Annotated in this window: 22 protein-coding genes and 1 pseudogene; 15 read left to right on the forward strand and 8 right to left on the reverse strand. The window is 45.5% G+C overall.

Annotated features, from left to right (window positions below; translation table 11 throughout):
* A pseudogene (locus tag QUA99_RS27640) lies at nucleotides 1-432 on the forward strand (hypothetical protein); the annotation flags it as partial.
* A 491-nt stretch (nucleotides 433-923) separates the two neighbouring features.
* Here QUA99_RS27640 and ald read toward each other — a convergent pair.
* Together ald and QUA99_RS27650 are read right to left on the reverse strand one after the other, a co-directional pair.
* On the reverse strand, nucleotides 924-2,012 hold the full coding sequence (gene ald, locus QUA99_RS27645; protein ID WP_333242958.1) for an alanine dehydrogenase: 1,089 nt from the start codon (nucleotides 2,010-2,012) through the stop codon (nucleotides 924-926).
* Between the two features lie 103 nt (nucleotides 2,013-2,115).
* Nucleotides 2,116-2,961, reverse strand: coding sequence for a class I SAM-dependent methyltransferase (locus tag QUA99_RS27650; RefSeq protein WP_333242955.1), 846 nt, complete (start codon nucleotides 2,959-2,961; stop codon nucleotides 2,116-2,118).
* A gap of 437 nt (nucleotides 2,962-3,398) precedes the next feature.
* Between QUA99_RS27650 and QUA99_RS27655 the strand changes: the two genes are divergently transcribed.
* The 4 genes from QUA99_RS27655 to QUA99_RS27670 all read left to right on the forward strand — a co-directional run bounded on the left by QUA99_RS27655 (nucleotide 3,399) and on the right by QUA99_RS27670 (nucleotide 7,575).
* Entirely contained in the window at nucleotides 3,399-4,940 is a 1,542-nt protein-coding gene (locus QUA99_RS27655; RefSeq protein WP_333242953.1) for a DEAD/DEAH box helicase family protein, read from the forward strand.
* A 54-nt stretch (nucleotides 4,941-4,994) separates the two neighbouring features.
* Nucleotides 4,995-5,456 (forward strand): DUF3598 family protein, encoded by a 462-nt coding sequence (locus QUA99_RS27660; RefSeq protein ID WP_333242950.1) that lies wholly within the window; start codon nucleotides 4,995-4,997, stop codon nucleotides 5,454-5,456.
* Nucleotides 5,457-5,471: 15 nt separating this feature from the next.
* On the forward strand, nucleotides 5,472-6,686 hold the full coding sequence (locus tag QUA99_RS27665; protein ID WP_333242947.1) for a DUF790 family protein: 1,215 nt from the start codon (nucleotides 5,472-5,474) through the stop codon (nucleotides 6,684-6,686).
* Nucleotides 6,687-6,855: 169 nt separating this feature from the next.
* Nucleotides 6,856-7,575: a DUF2786 domain-containing protein gene (locus QUA99_RS27670; protein WP_333242944.1), complete on the forward strand. Its 720-nt coding sequence runs from the start codon at nucleotides 6,856-6,858 to the stop codon at nucleotides 7,573-7,575.
* Nucleotides 7,576-7,644: 69 nt separating this feature from the next.
* Here the strand turns inward: QUA99_RS27670 and QUA99_RS27675 are convergent, their stop codons facing one another.
* On the reverse strand, nucleotides 7,645-8,916 hold the full coding sequence (locus tag QUA99_RS27675; RefSeq protein WP_333242942.1) for a hypothetical protein: 1,272 nt from the start codon (nucleotides 8,914-8,916) through the stop codon (nucleotides 7,645-7,647).
* A gap of 84 nt (nucleotides 8,917-9,000) precedes the next feature.
* Here QUA99_RS27675 and QUA99_RS27680 point away from each other — a divergent pair, with 84 nt between their 5' ends.
* A complete protein-coding gene (locus QUA99_RS27680; protein WP_333242940.1) occupies nucleotides 9,001-11,598 on the forward strand; it encodes a dynamin family protein in 2,598 nt (865 codons plus the stop codon).
* Nucleotides 11,599-11,757: 159 nt separating this feature from the next.
* Here the strand turns inward: QUA99_RS27680 and QUA99_RS27685 are convergent, their stop codons facing one another.
* Together QUA99_RS27685 and QUA99_RS27690 are read right to left on the reverse strand one after the other, a co-directional pair.
* The gene (locus QUA99_RS27685) at nucleotides 11,758-12,318 is read right to left on the reverse strand and encodes a Uma2 family endonuclease (RefSeq protein WP_333242937.1); all 561 of its coding nucleotides are present in this window, start codon (nucleotides 12,316-12,318) and stop codon (nucleotides 11,758-11,760) included.
* A gap of 212 nt (nucleotides 12,319-12,530) precedes the next feature.
* The gene (locus QUA99_RS27690) at nucleotides 12,531-13,247 is read right to left on the reverse strand and encodes a GUN4 N-terminal ARM-like repeat domain-containing protein (RefSeq protein WP_333242934.1); all 717 of its coding nucleotides are present in this window, start codon (nucleotides 13,245-13,247) and stop codon (nucleotides 12,531-12,533) included.
* On the opposite strand from QUA99_RS27690, the gene QUA99_RS27695 reads away from it, so the two are divergent.
* The gene (locus QUA99_RS27695; RefSeq protein WP_333242931.1) at nucleotides 13,246-13,419 is read left to right on the forward strand and encodes a hypothetical protein; all 174 of its coding nucleotides are present in this window, start codon (nucleotides 13,246-13,248) and stop codon (nucleotides 13,417-13,419) included. The two genes, QUA99_RS27690 and QUA99_RS27695, sit on opposite strands and share 2 nt — an antisense overlap.
* Before the next feature lie 60 nt (nucleotides 13,420-13,479).
* Here the strand turns inward: QUA99_RS27695 and QUA99_RS27700 are convergent, their stop codons facing one another.
* Together QUA99_RS27700 and QUA99_RS27705 are read right to left on the reverse strand one after the other, a co-directional pair.
* The gene (locus QUA99_RS27700) at nucleotides 13,480-14,052 is read right to left on the reverse strand and encodes a hypothetical protein (protein ID WP_333242928.1); all 573 of its coding nucleotides are present in this window, start codon (nucleotides 14,050-14,052) and stop codon (nucleotides 13,480-13,482) included.
* Between the two features lie 241 nt (nucleotides 14,053-14,293).
* Nucleotides 14,294-14,503 carry a hypothetical protein gene (locus QUA99_RS27705; RefSeq protein ID WP_333242925.1) on the reverse strand — a complete coding sequence of 70 codons (210 nt, stop codon included), beginning with the start codon at nucleotides 14,501-14,503 and terminating at the stop codon, nucleotides 14,294-14,296.
* A gap of 972 nt (nucleotides 14,504-15,475) precedes the next feature.
* Here QUA99_RS27705 and QUA99_RS27710 point away from each other — a divergent pair.
* From QUA99_RS27710 to ruvA, 4 genes are all read left to right on the forward strand, one after another.
* Entirely contained in the window at nucleotides 15,476-18,109 is a 2,634-nt protein-coding gene (locus tag QUA99_RS27710) for an AAA-like domain-containing protein (protein WP_333343609.1), read from the forward strand.
* Between the two features lie 65 nt (nucleotides 18,110-18,174).
* A complete protein-coding gene (locus tag QUA99_RS27715) occupies nucleotides 18,175-18,429 on the forward strand; it encodes a type II toxin-antitoxin system RelN family antitoxin (RefSeq protein WP_333242920.1) in 255 nt (84 codons plus the stop codon).
* Between the two features lie 166 nt (nucleotides 18,430-18,595).
* Entirely contained in the window at nucleotides 18,596-18,781 is a 186-nt protein-coding gene (locus tag QUA99_RS27720; RefSeq protein WP_333242917.1) for a hypothetical protein, read from the forward strand.
* A gap of 21 nt (nucleotides 18,782-18,802) precedes the next feature.
* Nucleotides 18,803-19,426: a Holliday junction branch migration protein RuvA gene (gene ruvA / locus QUA99_RS27725; RefSeq protein ID WP_333242914.1), complete on the forward strand. Its 624-nt coding sequence runs from the start codon at nucleotides 18,803-18,805 to the stop codon at nucleotides 19,424-19,426.
* A 297-nt stretch (nucleotides 19,427-19,723) separates the two neighbouring features.
* Here the strand turns inward: ruvA and QUA99_RS27730 are convergent, their stop codons facing one another.
* Nucleotides 19,724-20,296: an alpha-ketoglutarate-dependent dioxygenase AlkB gene (locus QUA99_RS27730; protein WP_333242911.1), complete on the reverse strand. Its 573-nt coding sequence runs from the start codon at nucleotides 20,294-20,296 to the stop codon at nucleotides 19,724-19,726.
* Nucleotides 20,297-20,723: 427 nt separating this feature from the next.
* Here QUA99_RS27730 and rpsO point away from each other — a divergent pair, with 427 nt between their 5' ends.
* The 4 genes from rpsO to QUA99_RS27750 all read left to right on the forward strand — a co-directional run bounded on the left by rpsO (nucleotide 20,724) and on the right by QUA99_RS27750 (nucleotide 23,560).
* Entirely contained in the window at nucleotides 20,724-20,993 is a 270-nt protein-coding gene (gene rpsO, locus QUA99_RS27735; RefSeq protein ID WP_172186986.1) for a 30S ribosomal protein S15, read from the forward strand.
* A 95-nt stretch (nucleotides 20,994-21,088) separates the two neighbouring features.
* Complete coding sequence (locus tag QUA99_RS27740) at nucleotides 21,089-21,565, forward strand: PAM68 family protein (RefSeq protein ID WP_333242908.1); 477 nt, start codon at nucleotides 21,089-21,091, stop codon at nucleotides 21,563-21,565.
* Between the two features lie 192 nt (nucleotides 21,566-21,757).
* Nucleotides 21,758-22,819, forward strand: coding sequence for a 3-deoxy-7-phosphoheptulonate synthase (gene aroF, locus QUA99_RS27745; protein WP_333242905.1), 1,062 nt, complete (start codon nucleotides 21,758-21,760; stop codon nucleotides 22,817-22,819).
* 180 nt (nucleotides 22,820-22,999) lie between these two features.
* Nucleotides 23,000-23,560 carry a Uma2 family endonuclease gene (locus tag QUA99_RS27750; RefSeq protein ID WP_445251049.1) on the forward strand — a complete coding sequence of 187 codons (561 nt, stop codon included), beginning with the start codon at nucleotides 23,000-23,002 and terminating at the stop codon, nucleotides 23,558-23,560.
* The last annotated feature ends 362 nt before the right edge of the window (nucleotides 23,561-23,922 follow it).

The raw sequence follows: 23,922 nt of genomic DNA on the forward strand, positions 1-23,922 counted from the left end.
CATATTCAATTAATTATTCCGATCGAGCATTACTCACCGCACGGGATTGCTAAATCATACCCCAATTCAGCAACGCCTTTATGCCTTCTCTTATTCCCCAATCAAAGACCTAAATCCTTACGTTTATTCTCACAGATTTACAGCGAGTTACCAGCAGCCATCAATGCTTATAAGCAGCGGATGGGTATTGAAGAAATGTTCCGAGACTGTAAAACAGTCGGCTACGATCTTGAAGGAACTAGCTTAAAAGGAGACCGACTTATTAACATGATTTTGCTCATGACACTGGCGTACACTTGGGCAATATTTCAAGGCACGCTCACTGAAGAAAAAGCAGGTACAAAAATATGTATCTCGTCGCAAAGAACCCAAGAAAAAATATCGCAGACGGAGTACATTTGGTGTTGGATTAGATGGAGAAAAGTGGGTTAATTATCTAGAACTATATTCTGACGAGGTAGAACAGTTAATGAAGTTAACTCCAAATAAACGCCGCTTTTATCAACAAGGTATGCGGGCCGCAACCCTTATACAGTCTATCTCGTAGACCTCTTTGTCACCCCCCCAGGTTGAGTCAGCACCAGTCTGACCAGTTCCTCATGGCTCCACTGCTCAATTATTTCGATTTTCAGTGCTGGTAACTCTGGTTGTTTACTCATTTGACTACATTACCACATTTATTGGTGTCTCTGAAATATTTTTGACCTGAATCCTTACGCATAGCTTTCTTAAGGGGGGGACAAGAGTCTTCTCAAAGTCCCCCTTCTTAAGGGGGATGCGAGGGGGATCTCCGAGGAATAAATAGTTTTAACCCAAGCGTATTGCTTCTTAAGGGGGATGCGAGGGGGATCGAGACTGTTGCTCCTAGCCGCACCAAAATATAATTTAGATGCGGGATAGCTTACTTAAAAAAAAAGGGGAATCTAATCGGCCAAATCGGGGAAAACCTCGCGCACGGCCGGATGCACCAATCGGTGATTCTGCACGTTCAATCCCTTCGCCAAACTCGGATTTATTTCCAAAGCTTTAATCCCGTTATTTGCGAACTGCAAAACATAAGGCAAAGTGCTGTTATTCAAAGCTTGAGTCGCAGTCCAAGGAACAGCACCGGGCATATTAGGCACGCCGTAATGTACAACTCCTTCCTCAACATAAGTGGGATTTGTGTGAGAAGTTACCCGCAAAGTTTCCACGCAGCCGCCTTGGTCAACGGCTACGTCAACAATCACAGAACCGGGATGCATCTTCGCAACAAATTCGCGAGAAACTAGCACAGGAGCTTTTTTCCCCGGAACCAAAACCGCACCGATTAACAAATCAGTATCGGGAACAACTGCTTCAATTTGCAAAGGACTGCTGTAGAGGTATTCTACTCTGGAACCGAACAGAGTTTCTAAATAGGCTAGGCGATCGACATTTACGTCTAAAATCTGCACTCTCGCGCCCATTCCTACAGCAATTCGCGCTGCTTCTGTGCCGACAATTCCGCCGCCCAAAATCACAACTTTACCCGGTCTTACCCCCGGTACGCCGCCCAAAAGTACGCCCCGGCCGCCTTGCTGTCGTTCCAGAAATCGAGCACCGAACTGCACGGCTAAACGCCCTGCAATAATGCTCATCGGCGTCAGCAGCGGCAATTTTCTGTCCGGGAGTTCGACGGTTTCGTAGGCGATGGCCTGGACTCCGCTGCTGATTAAATGCTCGGTTAATGTACGATCGGCAGCCAAGTGCAAATATGTAAACAGCAACTGCTCTTTTTGCATCAGCGGATACTCAGCAGGCAGCGGTTCTTTAACTTTAACAATTAGTTCGCGCTTCCAGACATCTGAAGCCTTTAAGACAATCTTAGCCCCTGCTTCAACGTAGTCCTCGTCCGCGAAACCGGCCCCAGCACCAGCATTCGTTTCGACGAAAACTACGTGACCTTTGTCCGAACAAGCCCGGACACTTGTGGGACTTAGCCCGACTCGAAACTCTAAATCCTTGATTTCCTTGGGGACGCCTATTTCCATCTATAACCTCTAATCTCAGGCATACGTAGATCGAATCTAACCTAAAAACTATCCCCAGCGGGACAATACCATTGTAGATTTTAGATTTGGCAATCCGGGTGGGCTAGGATAATTTTTGTTGGATTTTCCGCCAGATCGATCGCAATTTCCCAAATCGATCGTTTTCCATCAAGTGGATCGTCTTTTTAGCTTGTTCCAACTGTAACTGTAGCTGTTGAATTTGATATTGGTAATTCTGCAATTCGGAATTGGCTTCCTCCAACGGAATTCGCAGTGCAGTTTCCCCAGTATTTTTCCTGATTGCCACATCGTGATACCCTAGGGGCTGAAAGGCAAAAAATACGATTTCCCAGTTGTTCGCAATACAAAACTCATTGACTGCTTTCGCCACACCGTAAGGCATCACCTCGCATACCGACCAATTCGTATAATCGTTAAAAACCATCATTCCTGCGGCTTTAATTTTCGTGTAACCTTGCTGAATATCTTTGCATACACCGTGATATTCGTGGTCGGCATCGATATACATCCAGTCAAAATACTCGTCAGGAAAGCTCCTTAAAATTGTCGAAGAATCCCCTTCGTGAAGCTCTACCGTTCCATTTTCTATCCCTTCTTGAACTAGACTTTTTTGTTTTTTGCTGACTTCTGCTTTGAATAAATCAAAATTATAATCGATCAAATGCAGCTTTTTGGGCTTGGCAATAGCCAGAATTTTTTCGGCAAAGCGCCCGTATTGAGTTCCCACCTCAGCCACCACACTATTTTTAGGCAGATATTCCAATATCTTTAATCGACTTTCAACAAAGCGACAATTTTTCACGTGACAATCTTGAAGCATTGGGGCCGAAAGCAGCAATGGATTGTCATCAAAATTATTCCATTTCTCGTTATTCCAGTCCTTAGTCGCTTGTAAAAATCTTTTTTTGTATTGTATAAAATCAAACATATTATTCCGATGATAATTGAACTCGAAGCCGTGGGGAAAATATCTAATCAATACCAAGCATTTTGTAGTCAGTGCCTACGTTTTTTTGCCAATTCAGAAACAGTGACTAAAGTCCCTGCTACATTTTTTTGACATTTTTGACCTTTGGGCAATTTGGTCGGCTACAAAAAATGCTAGGGTCATCCTATTTGATTTGTGAACGAGATTTTTTGTAGAGGAACCCCTGATGGTGTATAGAAGGAGAAAAGAAAGAAATATTGACTTTGACAAATCCTGAAAGGATTACTATTTAATTTTAAGTTAACCCTATTTTAGATTAAAATACATTAGGGTTTAATAGATGTGATTAAATAATAGCTGATAGAGAGTCTGCTGTCAATATATTTTATCGGTCACTTATAATTTAACAGGCTTGCACTCAGCGGGTCTCAAAACCAATGCCACGCATACCTACCTTAACATTCGATCGCGGAACGCTGCTGCTACACCCGCCGCCCAAAGGCAGAGACTGGGTGGACTTTGCGACATGGGACGATCGCGTGGAAAAATACCGCATTCGAGCCATTCACTACCGCCCGCTGGTAGAATGCCTCCAAGCCGATTGCATTCACTTCACCGACGAAGCTAGGGGATACGAACTACTCGAACTCGTACCTAGCGTGGAAATGCAGCCTTACCCACATCAAGAACAAGCCCTCGTAGCTTGGCAGCAAGCAGGAAGCCAAGGAGTAGTCGTCCTCCCTACCGCTTCCGGCAAAACTTATCTGGCACAATTAGCCATGCAAGTCACTGGTCGTAGTACATTAATTGTAGTACCAACTCTCGATTTAATGCACCAGTGGTATGCTAATTTAAAAGCAGCTTTTCCGGACATCGAAATCGGATTGTTGGGCGGAGGTTCGCGGGACAAAACGCCAATTTTAGTGGCAACCTACGACAGTGCAAGTATTCATGCAGAAACCTTGGGCAATAAATACGGTTTGCTGGTTTTTGACGAATGCCACCATTTGCCAACGGACTTTTATCGAGTAATTTCCGAATATGCGATCGCGCCTTTTCGACTCGGACTGACAGCCACACCCGATCGCACCGACGGCCGCCACAGTGATTTGCATTTCCTGATCGGCCCGACAGTATTTAGCAAAAGACCCGAAGATTTGGCAGGCGATGCTTTAGCCGACCATAAAATAGTTCAAATTATGGTAAAACTGTCAAAAGAAGAGGGCGATCGCTACGCCGAATTAATCAACATTCGCAACGACTTCTTAAAACAGTCTAACATCAGAATATCCAGCCTCGAAGGTTGGAAACAGTTTATCATGGCAAGCGCGCGATCGCCCCTGGGACGGCGCGCCATGCTAGCCCACCGCCAAGCCAAAGAAATCGCCCTTTGTACCGAAGGAAAACTGCGAATTTTAGCCAAAATACTAGCAGAACACTCTCCCCAGCGCACCCTAATTTTCACCGGAGACAACGCCACAGTTTACCGAATTTCCCAAGAATTTCTCATCCCCACAATTACCCACCAAACCCCAGTCAAAGAACGCCACGAAATCCTCGATCGCTTTCGCAGCGGCGAATACAAAACCCTCGTCGCCTCCCACGTCCTCAACGAAGGAGTGGACGTTCCCGACGCGAGAATTGCTATCATATTATCAGGCACTGGCAGCGAACGCGAGTACATTCAGCGATTGGGTAGAGTTCTCCGCAAAAGCAGCGATGTAAATAAGTTAGCAATTCTCTACGAAGTCGTCACCGAAGACACCAGCGAAGAAAGAACTTCTCAACGTCGGCGAGGAGGAATGCAGCCTCACAAACCCCAACCACAAACACAAATAGAACCGCCAAAGCCAGAATATCATAAATTAGAAACTGTCAAACCGACACCCATTTACGGAGTCAACCGAGAGACAACCAAAAAAGCAGCAGAATCACCCGCAAAATGGGGAGAAAAAAATGATGATTCCCAAGAATCTTGAAGATTGCCCAATTAGTGTATAATCTCAATATTAACTAATTTACATTACCTAAAAATGAGCGAAACTGCACAACTAACTAACTTTAAAATTTTCCCCAAACATACAGGAGTTTGGGAGGGAGACTGGACAATACTCGATTCCGACTGCAAAGAAACCAGGCGTTTTACAGCAGTAGTCACCCAGAAAATAGTTGATAACGAGTGGAGGCAAACTAACCTTCAAACTTATGCCAATGGTCAGAGTGAAACCCAAAATTTTGTGGGTTATGTTGTCGGGGAATGGCAAGTGCAAATTGAAGGTTTGGACTCGGTTTTTTCCAACTACAATACACTAGCGACAGAAGTTGGAGATGATTTGATAATTTTTCAAGTATGGGACAAAGCAACTGGCTTTATGAGGGCTGTGGAAACAATCCATCTTGTCAGTTCCGATCGCCGAATTCGGACTACCCAAAGCTTGACAGAAGAGGGAAAACTTAGGGGTGTTATGGTGATTGTTGAACGAAGAATTGAGTAAAACTTTTCACTGCTTATGTTACCAACTGATTTATTAAGTCACCGCCAAAACGGAGAATCAATTATTCCTCTACGCCTCAAGATAGATGCTAAAAACTTAGAAGCAGCCACCGAAACGATCGACTGCTTCCAAAGTGCGATCGGCAAAACCCAAGGCGAACTCGACGGACGCTTGCTAGAATTAGAAGGCGACAGCCCGGATTATCGGCTGAAACGGGGATTAGCGCACCTGCTGAAAAGCGGTTTCTGCACCTTAGAAGTCATCAGTCCCCTAGAACCCTCAGAGTTGAGACAGCGGGTTTTTGCATTGTCCGCGCGATCGACTCCCAGCCCTCAATCCACCCAATTAACTCTGGAAAAAATAGCATCTGAGCTCAGCCAAGAGTTAAACAGAGAAGTTTTGCCACACGAAATCACTACAGGTTTATACGCCGATTTAAACGAAAACAAAATCCTCACTCAGTTTAATCCACCAACACCCGAAAACTTGCTTCACAAATACAATCTTTCTCAAGTTCAAGGCATATTTTACCGTGCAAGTCAAGTCAAATTAACCGCCCACCGCAACGATCCAGGAGAATACAAACTCTTATTTCGCTATCTGAAACTATTTCAATTAATGACTTACATCGAAGGCGATGCAGACCACGGTTTTACACTGACAATAGACGGCCCTACAAGCTTATTCAAACCCAGCACCCGCTACGGCTTAGCCCTGGCGAAAATGCTGCCGGCACTGCTGCACGTAACTAAATGGAGTATGCACTCGACACTGCACACAAAAGATCCTTTTAGCGGCGTTTTGAAAACAGGTAAATTTACCCTAAATTCCGACTGCGGTTTGGTCAGCCACTATCCCCCTGGCAAGCCTTATGATAGTATGTTAGAAGCAGCATTTGCTGAAAGATGGAATTCCACAAAAACCGAGTGGCAACTAGAGCGAGAAGTAGATTTAATTCCCATTCCAGGTAGCGTGATGATTCCCGACTTTCGGTTAGTGCATCCCGACGGGCGAGTATTTTTATTAGAAATAGTTGGCTATTGGCGGCCCGAGTATTTGCAAAAGAAATTTGCACAAGTACAGAAGTCTGAATGCGATCACTTAATTTTAGCTATTTCCGAACGGCTGAATTTAGAAAAAGCCGGAGTGAATGTAAATGACGTGCCAGCAAAAATAGTCTGGTTTAAAGATAAATTGCTGCCCAAATTAGTCCTGGAAGTCCTCGAATAGTATACCAATCCGCCCATCAGTTGCGAACTTTTTTCATTCTCTCTCTCTGCGCCCTCTGCGGTTCAAAAAAATCCTCCTCAAAAAACATCGCACATTCCCAGCTATACTAAAATGGGAATTCACCCAAATCCTTGCCACTGCATACTCTCACCCTAAAATCGATTGAAAAATGGCAGACACAAGTATTGTCGAAAGAATCAAAAAGCTGTTAGCCCTCGCCACCTCATCAAATGAAAACGAATCGACTGCTGCGGCCGAAAAAGCTTCCCTTTTACTGGCCCAGTACAATCTCAGCCTCGCCGATTTAGGGCCAAATCACCAAGAAGAAATTGACGAAAACTCGGTTGAAACAACATCAAAATTTGTCACTTGGAAAATGATGCTGCTGTCGGGAATTGCCGACGCTAACGGTTGCAATGCCATGCGAAATACTTATACGGGCAGTATGTTTTTGGTGGGAACTTCTACCAACCTGATTGTTTGCAAACATCTTTACGAATATTTGAGTTCCGCGATTGAAAAAAGAGCGAAGTACCGCAAAGGAAACGGGAGGGGATTGGCGTATCTGAATGCTTTTCGAGTTGGATGCGCGACCAGATTGAGGCAAAGATTGTTGGAACAAAAACAGGAGATGGAAAAGTCAGGGATTCCGGGTTCGGGCGATGCGGCGGCGACTCCAGCGATTGTAGTGCGATCGATGTTTGATAAAAATCAACAGGCGATCGCCGATTATCTAGAGAGGCGAGGGGTTAAAATTAGAACGAGAACAGATTCTCAAGTCAGCAGCGAGGCGGGTTTTTATTCCGGGTATGAAGTGGGCGACAAAATTAGTTTGCACAAGCAAGTGCAGCCGCAAGGGGATATGAAACAACTTAAGGAATGTCTTTGAGTTATCGATAGTAATTGATGGATAATCAAAACAGGGATAAACTTAAAGCAAATTACAAATTAGGTCTGATTATTCCGATTCTTCCGATTCATCTCGGACTCTGAAATAGTAAAAAAGATTAGCAACAGCCAAATCCGAGGCTTTTTCCAAGTTCGAGGATACTAAACTTTTATGACCCGCTATTTTCCCTTGCTCAATAATATAATCTTCGTACTCTTGACGCTGCTGCGGAGCGAGCATTAATTCCAGTTGAGTCCGAAGAGAATAAAAATGAGACTTAGGCCGCAAATTTTCATAAAATAACTGTTCATCCGGTATTGCTAAAACTGTTGTTGCTGATTTTTCATCACCGCTTGATGAAAACTTTGCATTAGTAAAATCTTTACTCTGTAACTGTTTTAGCTCACTTTCGGGCAAAGCTTTAGTCCATTCAACCTGATTAAGCCAAATGTCTAAGGCAGCTAAATCGTGATTGTGAATTCGCGTGATTTCTGGGAATAGAAAATCTAGTTCCTCGTCAGAGTCGCAGCCAGCAATTACTGTTAAGCCATCTTGACGGATTTGTTGTTGAAGCTGAGAGATACGATCGCCCGCAGCACCAAATTCATTTTGCACCTGATACGTGCCGATAATACTTTGCTCGATCGCCCAACTGCATTCTAACCGGCGCAACTGTCCCGCCGCACAAGTTTCTGACAATAACTGCGGATTTCTGTAATCCGCTAAAGCTTCAAACAACATCCCCCGCGCTGCATCAATTTCAGCATTGTGGCGGTTAATATCTTGCAGTTGCAAAGCCGATCGCATTCGTTGAATTGCTTGATTAAATAACCCGTAAGCCCGCACTAAGACTAAACGATGGTTCTCAAATTTTATATCTGCAACGACTTCGGAAATTAATTGCTTAATTTCCGCGCCTTGACCTTTCAAAAGTTGTTCTAAATTGATGAAACCATTTTCTACTTTAACATCCAGCCTCGCAACCGCTTTTTTTAGTTGCAATGTCTGGTGCAAATTGACCGCCGACAAAGCTACCCCAGCCGCAACTCCCACACCAATGACGGCTGTTGTCGCTTGCAGCACACCCAAACTGGCTTGGACGGCTTGAAAGCCCATGTGCGTTTGGTACATCTGCAAGCCACCCATAGCAAGCTGCACGGGAGAGACTAAGGGGGAGAGAGGGCTATTGTTGACTACGGCACCAATGGCATGACCAGCCCACTGTCCCGTCGCTGCATCCCTCGCCATGCCGATCGGCACTCCAGCAGATGTAAACACTTGTGCGTACTTACCAGCCTCGATCGCAGCCTGTACCGCCGGGGGAAATACAAAGTTCATCATCAATTTTTACCGTGTTACCAATCCACAGAATAACTAATATATTATGATAGTTTCAATAAAAAAAATTATCTAAAGGCGCGGCAAATGGACACTTCGCTAATTAGTCCGCAAACGGTTGAGCTTATTTCCCGACTGACAGGGCAAAACCTACGAAAAGAGGATATTACTCCGCCCGTGCTTTTTCTGGCGGGATTGGTGACGGTATTGCTGGGAGTCATTCATGCCGACGGTACGGTAAGTGCTGAGGAAACGCAGCGATTGCGGACAACTTTTACGGAACTTATTCCCGCTAACAACAATTTGCGCCCATTGGTAATGCCGATGGTTAAGAGCGTGCGGGAACAGCAAGTTTACAAGAAATTGACGGCGTTGCTGGCGCTGACAGCGTGTTTTTCTGAGGAGGAAAAACTGCTGGTGATTAGTTTTGGGTATCAAATGTCGGCGGCAGATGGGACAATAGATAAACGCGAAAAAGAGTATTTGACGATCGTCGCCAACAAACTCGGAATTGAGGGGCGATTTTTGACTGTTTTAGAAGCGAGTTTTAGCAGTCAAGCAATAAGCGATACAGCAGCTTTAGCAGAAGTCCACTCGTTACTCGATCCAGCACGATTTCAATCTATCGATTCTTTGTTTGTCCGTGCTGCCAGTCACATTATCGAACATTTGCCAGCAAAACCGAAACAACAAAACGATCGCAAGCATTCAGTATCGTCCTATCAGCAGTTGAAAAAGTTTCATGAGTATAGACAACAACTGGATGCGGTTTGCGGAAAACTCGGCTTAACTCTGCTAGATGGAAGCGATCGTAACGTCCTATCTCCTAATTTAATAGAAGAATTAACAAAGATATCTCGTAAATTACAATCTCAGCGGTTTCGCGTTGCTGTTGTCGGCGAGTTCAGCAAAGGCAAATCAACTTTACTCAATGCTTTGCTGGGCGAAGAAATTCAACCTGTGCGAGATATTCCCTGTAGCGGTACGGTAACGGTTTTGAAACACGGGCCACAGCAGCGGGTGATTTGCAAATACAAAGACGGACGTGAAGAAGAGATTGCACCTGAGCAATATAAAGATAAAGCCTCGATTTCTGAGGAAGCGGCTTTAGGTTCTTTTGGGGATGAAATTGTCAATTCAGAAATCAAAGAAATCATTTTCGAGCATCCGAATCTTGAATTGTGTACCAATGGTGTAGAAATTATTGATACTCCCGGATTGAACGAACAAGCGGAACGCACGTTAGTCACCGAACAGGTTCTCAAAACAACTGATGCGGTGATTTTTTTGACTCACGCTCAAAATGCTTTGACAGAAAAAGAGCGAGAACTCCTGTTGTACTTGAAAAAAGAGTTGAATCCCGGTAAAGATAATGAAGCTGCGAGAAATATTTTTGTTTTAGTTAATTTTGCCGATTTGCTGCGTCGGGAAGAAAGGCGCAAGCAGGTAAGACAAAGGGTAGAAACGATTGTTAAGAAGCACAATTTAATTTCTGATGAAAACCAGATCCATTTTATTTCTGCTCAATCTGCACTCGATGCGATTTTGGACGGGACGGAAAATGATTATGTGAAATCTTTTCAGGATTTTACTAAATCTCTGGAACAGTTTTTGACAGTTGAACGGGGGGCGATCGCACTTAACCAATCCGCCGCCGGCATTAAGCAAATTATTAATACGGGCTGCGAGGAATTGAGTCAATATAGGGAAATGTTAGAAGGAAAATTGACAGTTTCTCCAGGAGATAAACTGAAAATATTTGAACTGATGGCGGAAGCAAGCGGCCGCGATGTGAAAATCAAACTTTTAGCGGATGAACTGAGGGAGAAATCTGTAGAAGAAGTTGTTGAATCTTGGAATGAATGGGTGGAAGGATTGGGAGAACGCCTGATTGCCAAAAGCGATCACTGGACTTCCGAACATAACCATATATGGAGTCAAAATGAGCTGACAAAAGATTATTCCGACCAATTTGTGCGAGATATTACCCAAGAAATAGAAGAGGGGGCTACTCAAAAAGTACAGTCTATTTTACAAGGAAATATAGGATGTTTAAACACCCAAATCAATGAAGACATTGATGCGATTCGGCAGGAGTTTCAAAAGTTCGACAAGCAACTCAGCACTAGCCTTCTTGCTCAATTCAATAAGTTAGCAATAGCACGTAATCTGGGTGGAATTGGTATCGGTGGAAGCGGGATTGCTGAATCAATTGATGATATTGGCGACGGCGGATTCATCGGCGGTTTGGGAATTGGTGCTGTCGCGGCTGCTGTGTTAATAGCTCTTCCACTTGGTATTATTCCAGTAATTTTAGGGACAATAGTTGCGGGGATTGGTGGCGGTTTTGGCTTGAGTTTCTTAGATGGCGATGCAGTTAAAGCTCAAATAAAGCAAAAAGTTTGTGAGTTAGGGTTTAATAAGTTCGATGAATCTTCACAGTCTATTTTGGATAAGATAGACGAAAGAATTATTGCAGTATTTGAAGAAAGAGTTGAGACGAGTAGCGGTGCGATCGCACAAGCAATGTCGCTGTGGGAGAATTTATTAGAACAGCAGGAAAAGCGCGATCGACAAAATCAAGCAGAATGCGAAGCCCAAAAAGTTTGGCTGGCTGACAAACGCCGGGAAATCGAACAAGTACAAAGTCAAATTGAAACAATCTTAAATCAAAGTGCTGGCTAAATCAATGACTAGAGGGTAAGCGCAAAAAAACCATAGTACCTTGTAGATACTATGGTTTTGTCGCATTGCGTGACAGTCAATAGTCCCACCGCCGCGAGTTAAAGTTTTCCCGCTGTCACGCACCCTACGACTGATATCCTGCACAGAGTACGATCGCCCTCAATCAATCAATTCTGCTTCTTCAAAAATCTGTCTAGTCGTCAACTCCAAACCAGGCAGCAACTCATCTACAATCGGTGTATTATCCGTATAAATTTGACTCAAACCATCGGGGAAAAAACTTCTAATTAAAATAGCCTCTGGATCAATCACCCAAACTAGCGGAACGCCCGCCGCCAAATAATCTTTCGCCTTCTCTTCAAATTCCTTCATACTTTGATCCGGCGATATAATCTCAATCACCAGTTCAGGAATTGCAGGACAAGCATCATTTTGCCGCCAACTTTTCGCCAGACGCGCATAAGAAATGTACGTTAAATCGGGAACAGGTACCCAATCTTTATCCTGACGTTTTAACAAAATTGCCCATTCTGGAAGCACTCGCCCGCGTCCTTTACACCATACACGAATCAGGCAACACAAAGCTCCCTGTAAACTGGAATGAAAAAATTTTGGAGACACTTTAGGAACTGCTTCACCATCTACAAACTCATAATATACATCTCCGTCGGGCAAAGCTAGAAATTCTTCTAAAGTGAGTTTGGTTCCGATGCCTACCATGACTCCCAGCCCTCTCGCTAATTAACTCAAATATCAATTATACAAAATTTCCCAACATTCCTAGAAGTGCGATCGCCCCTATTCTCTTCATTCCTCTACCTCTGTGCTCTCTGCGCCCTCTGCGGTTAAATCTTAAAACCCGATTTCCCCGCTCAAAACTATGGGGCCTGCCATCGGACCCGCCCCACCTTCCTCAAAAAATCCCAAACCCTTCATTTCAACCAAGCTCGATGAGACATCAAAGCCGAAAACGGCTGCACTCCTCGCAACTGATTCGACAGCGGCAAATGACCCCTAGGCGCGCTCAAATCCCAAATAAACTCTTGCGGATACCGCGTCCAATTATTTCCCTTCTTCCACCCAATTAGCGGCCACAACTTATCCCAATTCTTGCCCGAACTCAGCCAAATTTCCCGCTGCACCGAAAAGCCAAATTTGCCTTCGGAATGAACTTTCCACAGGGTATTAATTGTTTGCAAATCTGCCACCGGCAAACTTTCAACTTCCGTAAAATACAGCCACTTTCTCTGTACAGCAGTCTCGCTGGCCAACCCACAAAGTTTGGTCAAAGTCAATATATCTGCTTCTTGAAACTCTTGCAAGGCTAGCAACTGTTGCAGCGGAGTGTAATCGATGTTAGCCTCCGATCGCAGCGGCACCACCCCTGTCGGAAAATTCGCTTGCAAAAACTCCGCCACTCTCGGAGAATTAGCAGTGTAAAGAATTTGGTAAGCCTTACCCATTACCGGAGTCGGTGCCTCTGACTGGCGTTCTAATAAAAATTCCATCAATACATCCCAACCGGAATCTGCTATTTGTTGTTGCAGCAGTTGCAGTTGAGTTTTTTCCGAACCCGACCTCAACTGAGAGCGGAGTTCGGCTGTATCGGCCGCCGAGTTTAATGGAGAAGTAGAAATCGAGTCAGTCATGAGAAACTATCAGCTATCAGCTATCAGCTATCAGCTATTAGCTGAAGCCCTGGTTTTCCCTCATTGTACAATGGTACTGACTCCGATTCACTTCTCTGTACTCGGATGCCTGCGCGCAACGCCGCCTGGTTTAGCCGATCGCCCCCACCCTCTTCGCCAATGGCAGCAATAGCAAATAAGTCTACCATTTGAATTTTACGATCGATGCCATGTCAAAGAGTTTTTCTTGAACCTAGTCGTCCACGATCGAAACCCATGCAGAGAACGAAGGCGGAAAAAAGTTTATGTCGTATCCCGAGTCTTCCCACTCTTTGACCCAAAGCGGCACGGCACCGGGGCGAGGAGTTGCAGCAAAGCTGCGTTCTTTGACTTCGATAGTGTGAAATAGCTGTTTCAAGGTATCTCCCCGATCCAAAGCTTCGCTGAGGATGTCATCCAACTCAGGATCGACCCGTTTGACGCGGTTTTTGTCTTCCTCAAGCCACAGAAGTTTTAAAGACTTCAGATCCCTCGGACTGAGGATGCTCTTGTAGTAAACGCGCTTGAGAGTCGCTACGGGCTCTAAAGAGCGTTCGATCCGGCGAATTTGCTGAACTCGCAGGTAGTGCCATTCCGCTAAACGCTTGCGTTCCGAAGGCGGGATAACTCCCTTCCCCGCTGCGTGTTTGTAGTCGTAGTTCACCAAACTGCAAGCCATATTCGCCAGCAGGTGAATCAACTGTTTTTCTTTCGGTGTTGCCTGACGCCGTTCCTGGGTTCTTGTCAATACCCGCTGTCTGCGAGTAGTTTCGAGAATATTTTCCATTGGGTTTTTACGAGATGAAATACGATTGTGCCCGATCCAAATCCCGAACATCAGAAGGTAAGGAAGTTGAGAGGCGGGGAAACTCCACCGACAGACTCGCCTTACCTGTTTATTTTCCCATTTACCGTTCTTTGAAACTGACTCCAACCCCCGGGATTAGGTAGAGTGACTTTAGGATCGAGTTGTAACCGCCTCGCTGCAAGGCGGTTACGACAACAAACACAACCACTGACAGCGCCAATTATTTCCTACCTTTACCCGTTTTTACCTCTTCTTGCTCCCCATCTTCATTCGTTCCAGTGTAGTTAAAGTCGGGACGACTCTCCCAAGCCGTCAAACTCCTGGCTGATGAAGGTTGTGGGACGATCGCAGAAGCGCTGGCACTACCTGCATAGAAAAAGCCGATGCCAGCCGAGGCAATTACCCCTAATACTAAGATGCTGTTTTTCATGTTCGATGACCCTGATTTGCGTAGATTGACTCTTTTTGGCAAACCCGATCTGTCAGAAGTGGGTTGATGCAATAGCCCACTTGTCTTCTGAGAAATCTGCCTGCCATAATCTATTTAGACAGGCACACCCGCTTGCGATCGGAAACGCCGGAAGTGACGTTTTACTAACGTCCACGATCATCCACCAACCCGAATTTTTTGGGTAGTGGAGCGAAAGTCATCAGGGCGTCGATCCATCAGGGAGTTAAGCCATCAGGGTGCTAATCCATCGGGTAGTTAAGCCATCAGGGCGCATCTTCTACAATTAGCCACAGACTTAACTTTTATAATAGTTGAGCCAGTGGTTAGCCGGGTACTGACAATCCCTTTAAGAATTAAATTTTTTGTGGATTTATCCCGAAAAATTTGTCCTTAAGAATCCCCGCGCTTGCGGAAGTCCGGGGAGTGTCAGCAGCATGGAATTCCATGCAATCTAAGTCAACTAAAAAAACGCAGATTAACGATATCTCCCACTCAAGCAGTCCTCAGCCAAACGCTGGGGTTTTTTATTGACAGCCATTGCTGAGCCTTTTCCTCCGGCAGAAGGCAGCCGGATCTCCAGGCAGGAGTTTGACGACACTGCGGTTATGAGTTTCCCTGGCAACATCATACCATCGGGTGAATTTTAAAGTAAAATTGTAAAAAATTGTGAATTAAATGGCATTTTGGCGTTGGTAATCAGAGCGAGTGAAAATTAACATACTTATCTAAACGAATGTGAATAACAAGGGGTGTGGGGTACGCTCGCTCGCTCGCAGGATATGGCGGGAAAGGTTGCAAAGATACGGTAAAGATTGAGAAAGAGAAAAGTGAATTAGTGGACAATAAAGAAAGACGAACAAAAATTTTCAACCATAGTAAGCTGGCAATAATTGCAATTTATAACCTTTCGATCGCATAGCAGAGGGGCGAAGCATCTTGATGAATTCCCAGATGACAGCAGAAGTCAACTCAAGCTACCAATATCAAGTCGGAGGATATTTGCCTGCCGGTGCCCCCACCTATGTCAGGCGACCGGCCGACAGCGAACTCTACGAAGGACTCAAAGCCGGACAATTCTGCTACGTGTTGAGTTCGCCGCAAATGGGAAAGTCCAGCCTGCTAGTGCAAACTGCCAAAAAGTTGCAAGCAGAAGGTACAGTTTTTGCCGCCATCAACTTGAGAAGCATCAGCAGCCCAGATATCTCCCCTCACAAGTGGTACGCGGCAATCATGTACCGCATGGCAAGCAGTTTGCACCTCACAAACAGGTTTGATGCCATCAAGTGGTGGAACGATCGCGAACTGCTGTCGCCAGTGCAGCGATTAGAGATATTTATCGAAAAAGTTCTGGTCAAGTCAATTCGGCAAAACCTGGTAATTTTCATAGATGACATTGACAGCACCAGCAGTCTAAATTTCAGTACCAGCGATTTTTTTGCGTTGATCCGGGCTTGTTACTCCAAGCGAGCAGAGCAACCAGAATACGATCGCCTGACTTTTGCTGTTCTGGGACTAGCAGCCCCCTCAGAATCGATCCGAGATCGAAGCTGCAACCCTTTTAATATTGGACGGGCGATTAATCTAAGTCGATTTCAACTAGAGGAAAGTTGGCCGCTAGCAAAAGGATTGGCACTCAAAGCTTTTCGCCCCCAAAAAGTGCTCCAAGAAATATTAGCTTGGACGGGCGGGCAACCGTTTCTGACTCAAAAAGTTTGCCATTTGGTACTTGAATACGGGCCTTTTATTGGCAGAAATTCAGAATCCCAACAGGTTGAAAAACTGCTGAAACACAGAATTATTAAAAATTGGGAAAAACGAGACGAACCCCAACATTTGACAGCAATTCGCGATCGCATTTTCCACAGCCGCTGCGACCTCACCCGGCTCTTAACGCTTTACCAGCAAATTTTGCAACCGCCAGACCAGAAAAAAACGGAAGCGCCGGGATTAGCTGCCAATTACTCTCCCGAACAAATCGAATTGCAACAGTCAGGACTGGTTGTTAAATCTCAGGGTAAATTAATAGTTGGCAATTTAATTTATCAGTCAGTTTTTAATCAGTTCTGGGTGGAAAAAGAGCTGGGAAAATTGGCTCCGTACAGCTCCGCGCTAGCAGCATGGCTGGCTTCCGACCGCGAAGATGAATCGCTGTTATTGACTGGGGAAAGTTTGCAGTCAGCTTTGGATTGGGCGGCGGACAAAAAATTAAGCCAAGAACACTATTGGTTCTTGAATCCCGATCGAACTTTTGGGGAAAAACCGACAGTCGTTGTCGCACAAGTTGCAGACAGCAGCGCAGACACAGATGCAGACAGCCGCATTCTCACCCCGCCCTCAGATAGTGTTCCAACAGGCAGCAACGAACAGAGATTGTACGATCACATCGTCTCCTGCGTGGAAACAGAATCGCCCGCACAGGTGATCGAACGGTTCCGAAAGCTATTTATCGACGGTATGGGCTATCCCGATCGAGAGATTGAAGCAACTTTGTACAGTATAGTGTCCGTCAAGCGATCGGATCAGCACTTTAAATATATCCTCCACCGCTGCTGCTACATCCCGATCAACCGCTGGCAATTGCATTCACAAAACCAATTCGCGATCGCCAAGTTGGTAGCTTTATTTAAGCAGACTTCTCCCCGATTCGGGATGGAATTTTACATAGTCAAGCGCTTGCAAGAACAAATAGCCTTTTTTACTAAAAGTGAAGAATTCCAGACCATAGAACGCTTAGTAAAAGCCTTAGAAATAGAGGCGGAACCGCAGAAACAAGATACTGATTCTCCTTTAGGCGAATTGATCTGTCGGTATCCTTATTTGTACGGCTATTCTCTACTTAGCAAGGACAGCATTGAGGAAGACCAACAAACCATCAAAAAACTGGCATTTCAAAGGCAGCGACAATTTGAAACATATTTGTCTCAATATTTGAATTATATGGTTGAGCCGAGAAATACAGAAATAGGAATTGTGCAGCGGGCGGCTAATCCCACACTTTTGAACGATGCAGAACTGCACTTAGCGGTCAGGGAATTTGCCGGAAAACTAACGGGCGATCGCAGCTACAAAGAAGCGGCTCAATTTTTCCTGAGAGATGCCCGACAAACTCCATCTTACAGTTCATTTAAATTGGATTTATATGAATATTTAATATCCTCGGTAGAACCAGAATACGGAGGGCGTCAATTTAACGACCGTTTGTACAAACAAATCAAAAATACATTGCGAGAAAATGACTCGGTGAAATTCAACAATCCATTGTTAGTTCGGACTTGCCACCAGTTGTTCAACTTCTTAGTAGTGGAAAATTCCCAACATCCCAGCCACTACGTTTTTTACGACTTGGTGTACAACCTCGGCCCCAGTCGGACAATGGGTTTGCTGCTCAAACTCGTACTGCTTTCGAGCAAAGTGAAACCAGAGTTGGAAAAGCGATTTTCTATTTTGTTCAATCACTATGAAGGTAAAGCTTCTAACGAAATTATGTGGTTTGTCAAATCATTGGAAAATTTCAATGTGGCTTTGGTTGTGAATTTTGGTAAGACGGATTTGTCTTTGGTTAAACATCATCTTATTTTGACTTAAAAAAATAAACTCCCTGGTGCAGGGTTATATAATAGTATTAATTTCAAAAAATCAATGTAAAACACATGAAAGCCTTTGAAGTCACAGGAAGGATCGACGAAAAAGGTCAATTATTGCTCGATCGACCTTTAACACTAGACACTCCGGGCCCCGTGCGAATTATCGTCCTCTTTCAGGAACCTACAGATGAAGGTGAAGAAGATCCCGACGATACTTTAGTTGAAGAAGTAAAAGCCAGTCTCAAAAGGGCATTCCAGGAAGCTAAAACCCGACAGCGAATACCTCTTTCTCAAATGTGGGAGGGCATCGATCAATTTTAGATTTTATATCGTTTCCGGTTGCATCGGAATTAATATTAACCACAGTCAGGACACCGCACCGTGCCGTGTCCCTACAATTAATAGGCGTGATAGTTACATCTGTCGATCGGGCGATGGCGCCCAAGCCCCGCAAGCTACGATTATTTTGGGGTAGGGAAACGGCACGGTGCCGTGTCCTCCGTTGCTATTATCAGGAGTGCAACCGGAATTGATATTAGACGATCGCATGATTTATCAAGTCGAATCGCCGTCGATCGTACTTTTGTTAACCATTTACTCAAAATCAGATCGAACAGATATCAGCCTCAACGAAATCCGCAGCATCATCGCCGAGTTTGATGAAAGCCAATAGCGGTGTATTATTATTAATTTTATGATTAGCTATCTCAAAGGCACAGTCGCCGATATCGCCAAAGGCAGCAACCGCGTCATATTGACTCTCGAAGTCAATCAAATCGGCTATGAAATCCAAATTTTGCCCCGCGTGACCGGTCAATTGCCAGCATCCGGCGAAGTCGCCCAAATTTTTACCCACCAGCAAGTTAAGGAAGACCAAATCGTATTGTACGGTTTTGGCAGTGCGGCAGAACGCGATTTGTTTCGGCAGTTGACGAGTGTTAGCGGTGTCGGTGCTCAACTGGCGATCGCACTTCTGGATACTTTAGGATTGCAAGATTTAGTCCAGGCGATCGTCGGCGGTAACACCCGCATCCTCGCCAAAACCCCGGGCGTAGGTACCAAAACCGCAGAACGTCTCGCCCTCGAACTCAAAAGCAAACTCTCAGAATGGCGCCAGCAAGCAGGTTTGACAACTTCAGTCGCCGCCGGAGTCCCCGCAGCTATTCAAGAAGAAGTCGAGATGATCCTGCTGGCGATGGGATACACTGCGGCGGAAGTCTTGCAAGCGCTGCAAACCCTCAGTCAAGACAGCACTTTGTCCGCCAAAGCGAATGCCGATGATTGGATACGTGAGGCGATCGCCTATTTAAGCCGATAGCAACTCTGGACACGGCAATGCCGTTTCCAGAGTTGACACAAGCTTCTGTTGATGTATACGAGACTTTGAGTCGATCGCAAGTCGCAATTCACTTTTCCCCGCAAGGGGATTGAAACTCTTTTTAAATTATTGAATTTTAAAAACGGACTAGCAATGTCGCAATTCACTTTTCCCCGCAAGGGGATTGAAACATGAAAATACAAGTAGTCTCTGACTTACATCTAGAGTCGCAATTCATTTTTCCCCGCAAGGGGATTGAAACTCTTTCATTGAAGTGAAGGAAGGGGGCGCGGCTGATTATTGCGCGGCGCGCTTAAAGCTCACTACAAAACTTCTCCCTCCGCTCTTGTCTTTGCCTCTTGGCAGCACGCAGTGTTGCCAACTCCAGCGGCTTGGACCAGAGATTAAATAGGCGTCTCCTGCATTTTGTTCGAGTTCAAAGACGGGGCTATTGGCATCTTTGCGAAAGCCAATGACACGGTTGTTGGAGAGGCTGATGGCGAGGATTCTCTCTCCGTGTCGGTGGTTGTCGATGTGCCATTTGAACTGGGCCGAGAGGCTGCCGAACCAATCCGTGACGCGGTATTGATTGGGCATCTCATCGAAGAACCCACGGTCTTGTAGGGTCTTCCCCCAAGCGAGCATCCAGGGGCTTGGTGGCGGGGTCTCTTTGCCGGGGGCTCCGCGACGGATGGGCGCGTCGGCCTCTGGGGGTGTGGTTGGCTCGGGGGTGTTGTGTCCGAAGTCTCCGTAGTAGCGAAAGAGTACATCGCCTGGGTTCTTGGTGTACTCGTCATTTGCGACAATGAGGTCTACCTCTTTTTGAGACAGTAACTTGGGGAAGGTCTTTAGACCGGGTGGCTTTGCCATTTTGTTCCGGGGTTTTTCTTATTGTGGCTTTGCTGTATCGAGCGCGCAAGCGGCCACCCACCACAGCGGCCAGAATTTTATTACGTTTGGTGCGTGCAATAAAAAGCATTTATGCAGGGCACTGGGCCTTTATCCACCAACCATTATAGAAATAGCTTTCGAGATTATTAGAGGGGTCATCGCAACTCTCGGGGTTGTTTGCGGGGGCCAGACAGAGAGAGTGCGCGCCGTTGCTGGCGCTAAAGGATGTGATACTGTTGGCGCTCGCTGGTTTCAATGTCGCAATTCACTTTTCCCCGCAAGGGGATTAAAACTTGCCATGCGAACTCTTGCAGCAAAAATTTCATCTCGCACCCTGCACCCTTGTTCATTGGCTGTGGTACAATTGCAGATTGTGACATCGTACAAAAAAACATAAAATCAATTCATGCCACTTACACAACAGCGCAAACTAGAAATCATGGGCGATTACCAAACCCATGAAACCGATACCGGTTCAGCAGATGTCCAAGTCGCGATGCTGACCGATCGCATCACCAAACTTAGCGCCCACCTGAAAATCAACCAAAAAGACTTTGCCTCCCGGCGCGGTTTGATGATGATGATCAGCCGCCGCAAGCGCTTGCTGGCCTACATCCAAAAGCAAAATGCCGATCGCTACAAAGCATTGATTGCCCGTCTAGGCATTCGCGGCTAAACACCAAAGCCAAAATTTGCGACAATATTCTTTAATCTTGGACAAACACCAAGACTTATTGAAAAATGTTCGAGATTTCAGGTCAGAGATAAAATATGTCCTCCGAACCACCCCGCCAGCGCTTGCCCTTTGAACCGGCAACAAATCGTAAAAAAACGCCTAAAAAGCCCCCAGAACCCCAAGCAAACAACGCAGCCTTAGAGTCTGATTCTGCCGACAAGCAGCCCAAAGCTAACAAAACCGCAAAACAGGCGCAATCCATCCCAGAAGCAGTTAGCAAACGCATGATATCCCGCATAGCGGTATTCTGCGGCATACCGACCCTCCTGGGAATTTCGACATTTTTTGTCAGCTATTTGGTAGTCAGCAACGACTTGTTTGACCTGCCCAATACAGCAGTATTGCTGGTAAGCATGGGCTGTTTTGGTCTAGGGGTTCTGGGATTGAGTTACGGAGTCCTCTCGGCTTCCTGGGATGAAGAAGTTTCAGGAAGCACTCTGGGGTGGGAAGAATTTAATACCAATTTTGGCAGGATGCGAGAAGCGTGGCGCGCCGCCAAGCCAAAAAATTAGTCATGAGTCATTAGCTGAAAACTAAGCTGTTAACCATTAGCGAGTTTGTCCTTGGGGAGGGAACAAGAACCAGCCCCACCACAATGCTAATAATACTGATATAAATAGATTCTCGATCGCCATTGCATCTATTTTTCTCAGTGCATCAGAGTCATCATCCGTTTCTAGCCCAACTAAAAAGGCAAAAAAAATATGATTATTGTAATGAAAGCCGGCACTCCAGAAGCCGAGATCGATCGCCTAGACGAAGAACTCCGCACTAGCTGGGGTTTGACACCAGAAAAAATCGTCGGCCGTTACAAAGTTGTTATGGGTTTGGTAGGCGAAACCGCCGAACTCGAACCTCTGCAACTGCGCGAAATGAGCACCTGGATTGAGGAAGTGCTGCGCGTGGAAAAACCCTACAAGCGCGCTTCTCTGGAGTACCGCCAAGGAGAACCCAGCGCAGTAAAAGTTTCTACTCCTTTAGGAACTGTGACGATCGGCTTGCATCACCCGATCGCGATCGTAGCAGGCCCTTGCTCCGTCGAAAACGAAGAAATGATTGTCGAAACGGCAATGCGCGTCAAAGCTGCTGGAGCTCATTTTCTGCGCGGTGGCGCGTACAAACCGAGAACTTCACCCTACGCTTTCCAAGGCCACGGCGAGAGTGCTTTGGGATTGCTAGCTGCGGCCCGGGAAGCCAGCGGTTTGGGAATTATTACCGAAGTTATGGATGCGGCGGACTTAAGTGCGATCGTAGAAGTAGCCGACGTGATCCAAGTCGGGGCGAGAAATATGCAGAATTTCTCACTGTTGAAGAAAGTCGGAGCTCAAGACAAACCCGTTTTGCTGAAGCGCGGCATTTCCGCCACCATCGAAGAATGGTTGATGGCTGCCGAGTATATCATGGCTTCTGGCAATCCGAACGTGATTTTGTGCGAGCGCGGAATTCGCGGGTATGACAGGCAGTATACGCGCAATACGCTTGATTTGTCGGCAGTACCAGTATTGCGGACTCTGACTCACTTACCGATTATGGTTGACCCGAGTCACGGCACCGGTTGGGCGCAGTTTGTACCGTCAATGGCGTTTGCTTCGATCGCATCCGGTACTGATTCGCTGATGATTGAAGTGCACCCGAATCCCAAAAAAGCTTTGTCTGACGGGCCGCAATCTTTAACACCGGATCAGTTTGACCAGTTGATGGAAGAATTGGCAGTAATTGGTAAAGTCATGAAACGCTGGCCGCAACCAGTGCCAGTTTTGGCATAAAAACAGGCGAAAGGCCTAACCTAAAATGCGATCGCGGTTAAATCCCCGATTTCTTAAAGAAGTCGGGGATATTTTTATTCTGTTTTTGGAATAGAGTGTGAGGGGCGATCGTACTTCTAGGAATGTTGGGAAATTTTGTATAATTGATATTTTAATTAATTAGCGAGAGGGCTGGGAGTCATATTAGGCATGGGAACCAAACTCACTTTAGCAGAATTTCTAGCTTTGCCCGACCCAGATATATATTGTGAGTTTGTAGATGGTCAAGCAGTTCCTAAAGTGTCTCCAAAATTTTTTCATTCCAGTTTACAGGGAGCTTTAAACTTTCTATTGCGTCTATGGAGTCGGGGAAAAGGTAGAGTCTTTCCAGAATTAGCGGTTCTATTAAAGCGTCAGGATCGAAACTGGGTTCCTGTACCAGATTTACTGTATATTTCTTATGAACGTTTACCGCGGAGTTATCGGGGGAATCAAGCTTGTCCCGCAATTCCTGAACTGGCGATCGAGATTATCTCTCCCGATCAAAGTATGAAGGAATTTGAAGAGAAGGCGAAAGATTATTTGGCGGCGGGCGTTCCGCGAGTTTGGGTAATCGATCCAGAAGCTATTTTAATAAGAAGCTTTTTACCAGATGGTTCGAGTCAAGTTTATACGGATAATACACTAATTTTAGATGAGTTGCTGCCTGGTTTGGAGTTGACGACTAGACAGATTTTTGAAGAAGCGGAATTGATTGATTGAGGGGATCTTACTCTGTGCAAGATATTAGTCGTAGGGTGGGTGACAGCGGGAAAACTTTAACTCGCGGCGGTGGGACTATTGACTGTCACGCAATGCAAAAAAACCATAGTATTTACAAGGTACTATGGTTTTTTTGCGCTTACCCGTTATATCATGTCCGGTAGTACAACCATAGTAAAATAGCTAAGGAATGAGAATTAAATAACTTACAATTTATTGTTCTTGTGGGATGGGCGTCCCGCCCATCCCACAAATATGTGTAAATTATTTAATTCGCGATCCTAAGTAAGCTGCTACGCAGCTAAACCGGATAAAATAGCATTGCCTTTATTTTTGATTTTTCGCTCCCATTTAATAACCAT

Source organism: Microcoleus sp. F10-B2 (assembly GCF_036704965.1).
In the GTDB taxonomy this organism is placed as follows: Bacteria; Cyanobacteriota; Cyanobacteriia; order Cyanobacteriales; family Microcoleaceae; genus Microcoleus.

What these genes read in the sequence shown, in the direction of transcription:
- QUA99_RS27690 (WP_333242934.1), bottom strand. Translation starts at nt 13,247, where the DNA reads ATGACTGACTCGATTTCTACTTCTCCATTAAACTCGGCGGCCGATACA.
- ruvA (WP_333242914.1), top strand. Translation starts at nt 18,803, where the DNA reads ATGATTAGCTATCTCAAAGGCACAGTCGCCGATATCGCCAAAGGCAGC.
- QUA99_RS27700 (WP_333242928.1), bottom strand. Translation starts at nt 14,052, where the DNA reads ATGGAAAATATTCTCGAAACTACTCGCAGACAGCGGGTATTGACAAGA.
- ald (WP_333242958.1), bottom strand. Translation starts at nt 2,012, where the DNA reads ATGGAAATAGGCGTCCCCAAGGAAATCAAGGATTTAGAGTTTCGAGTC.
- QUA99_RS27650 (WP_333242955.1), bottom strand. Translation starts at nt 2,961, where the DNA reads ATGTTTGATTTTATACAATACAAAAAAAGATTTTTACAAGCGACTAAG.
- QUA99_RS27680 (WP_333242940.1), top strand. Translation starts at nt 9,001, where the DNA reads ATGGACACTTCGCTAATTAGTCCGCAAACGGTTGAGCTTATTTCCCGA.
- QUA99_RS27675 (WP_333242942.1), bottom strand. Translation starts at nt 8,916, where the DNA reads ATGATGAACTTTGTATTTCCCCCGGCGGTACAGGCTGCGATCGAGGCT.
- QUA99_RS27660 (WP_333242950.1), top strand. Translation starts at nt 4,995, where the DNA reads ATGAGCGAAACTGCACAACTAACTAACTTTAAAATTTTCCCCAAACAT.
- QUA99_RS27705 (WP_333242925.1), bottom strand. Translation starts at nt 14,503, where the DNA reads ATGAAAAACAGCATCTTAGTATTAGGGGTAATTGCCTCGGCTGGCATC.
- rpsO (WP_172186986.1), top strand. Translation starts at nt 20,724, where the DNA reads ATGCCACTTACACAACAGCGCAAACTAGAAATCATGGGCGATTACCAA.
- QUA99_RS27665 (WP_333242947.1), top strand. Translation starts at nt 5,472, where the DNA reads ATGTTACCAACTGATTTATTAAGTCACCGCCAAAACGGAGAATCAATT.
- QUA99_RS27715 (WP_333242920.1), top strand. Translation starts at nt 18,175, where the DNA reads ATGAAAGCCTTTGAAGTCACAGGAAGGATCGACGAAAAAGGTCAATTA.
- aroF (WP_333242905.1), top strand. Translation starts at nt 21,758, where the DNA reads ATGATTATTGTAATGAAAGCCGGCACTCCAGAAGCCGAGATCGATCGC.
- QUA99_RS27710 (WP_333343609.1), top strand. Translation starts at nt 15,476, where the DNA reads ATGACAGCAGAAGTCAACTCAAGCTACCAATATCAAGTCGGAGGATAT.
- QUA99_RS27670 (WP_333242944.1), top strand. Translation starts at nt 6,856, where the DNA reads ATGGCAGACACAAGTATTGTCGAAAGAATCAAAAAGCTGTTAGCCCTC.
- QUA99_RS27685 (WP_333242937.1), bottom strand. Translation starts at nt 12,318, where the DNA reads ATGGTAGGCATCGGAACCAAACTCACTTTAGAAGAATTTCTAGCTTTG.
- QUA99_RS27730 (WP_333242911.1), bottom strand. Translation starts at nt 20,296, where the DNA reads ATGGCAAAGCCACCCGGTCTAAAGACCTTCCCCAAGTTACTGTCTCAA.
- QUA99_RS27740 (WP_333242908.1), top strand. Translation starts at nt 21,089, where the DNA reads ATGTCCTCCGAACCACCCCGCCAGCGCTTGCCCTTTGAACCGGCAACA.
- QUA99_RS27695 (WP_333242931.1), top strand. Translation starts at nt 13,246, where the DNA reads ATGAGAAACTATCAGCTATCAGCTATCAGCTATCAGCTATTAGCTGAA.
- QUA99_RS27655 (WP_333242953.1), top strand. Translation starts at nt 3,399, where the DNA reads ATGCCACGCATACCTACCTTAACATTCGATCGCGGAACGCTGCTGCTA.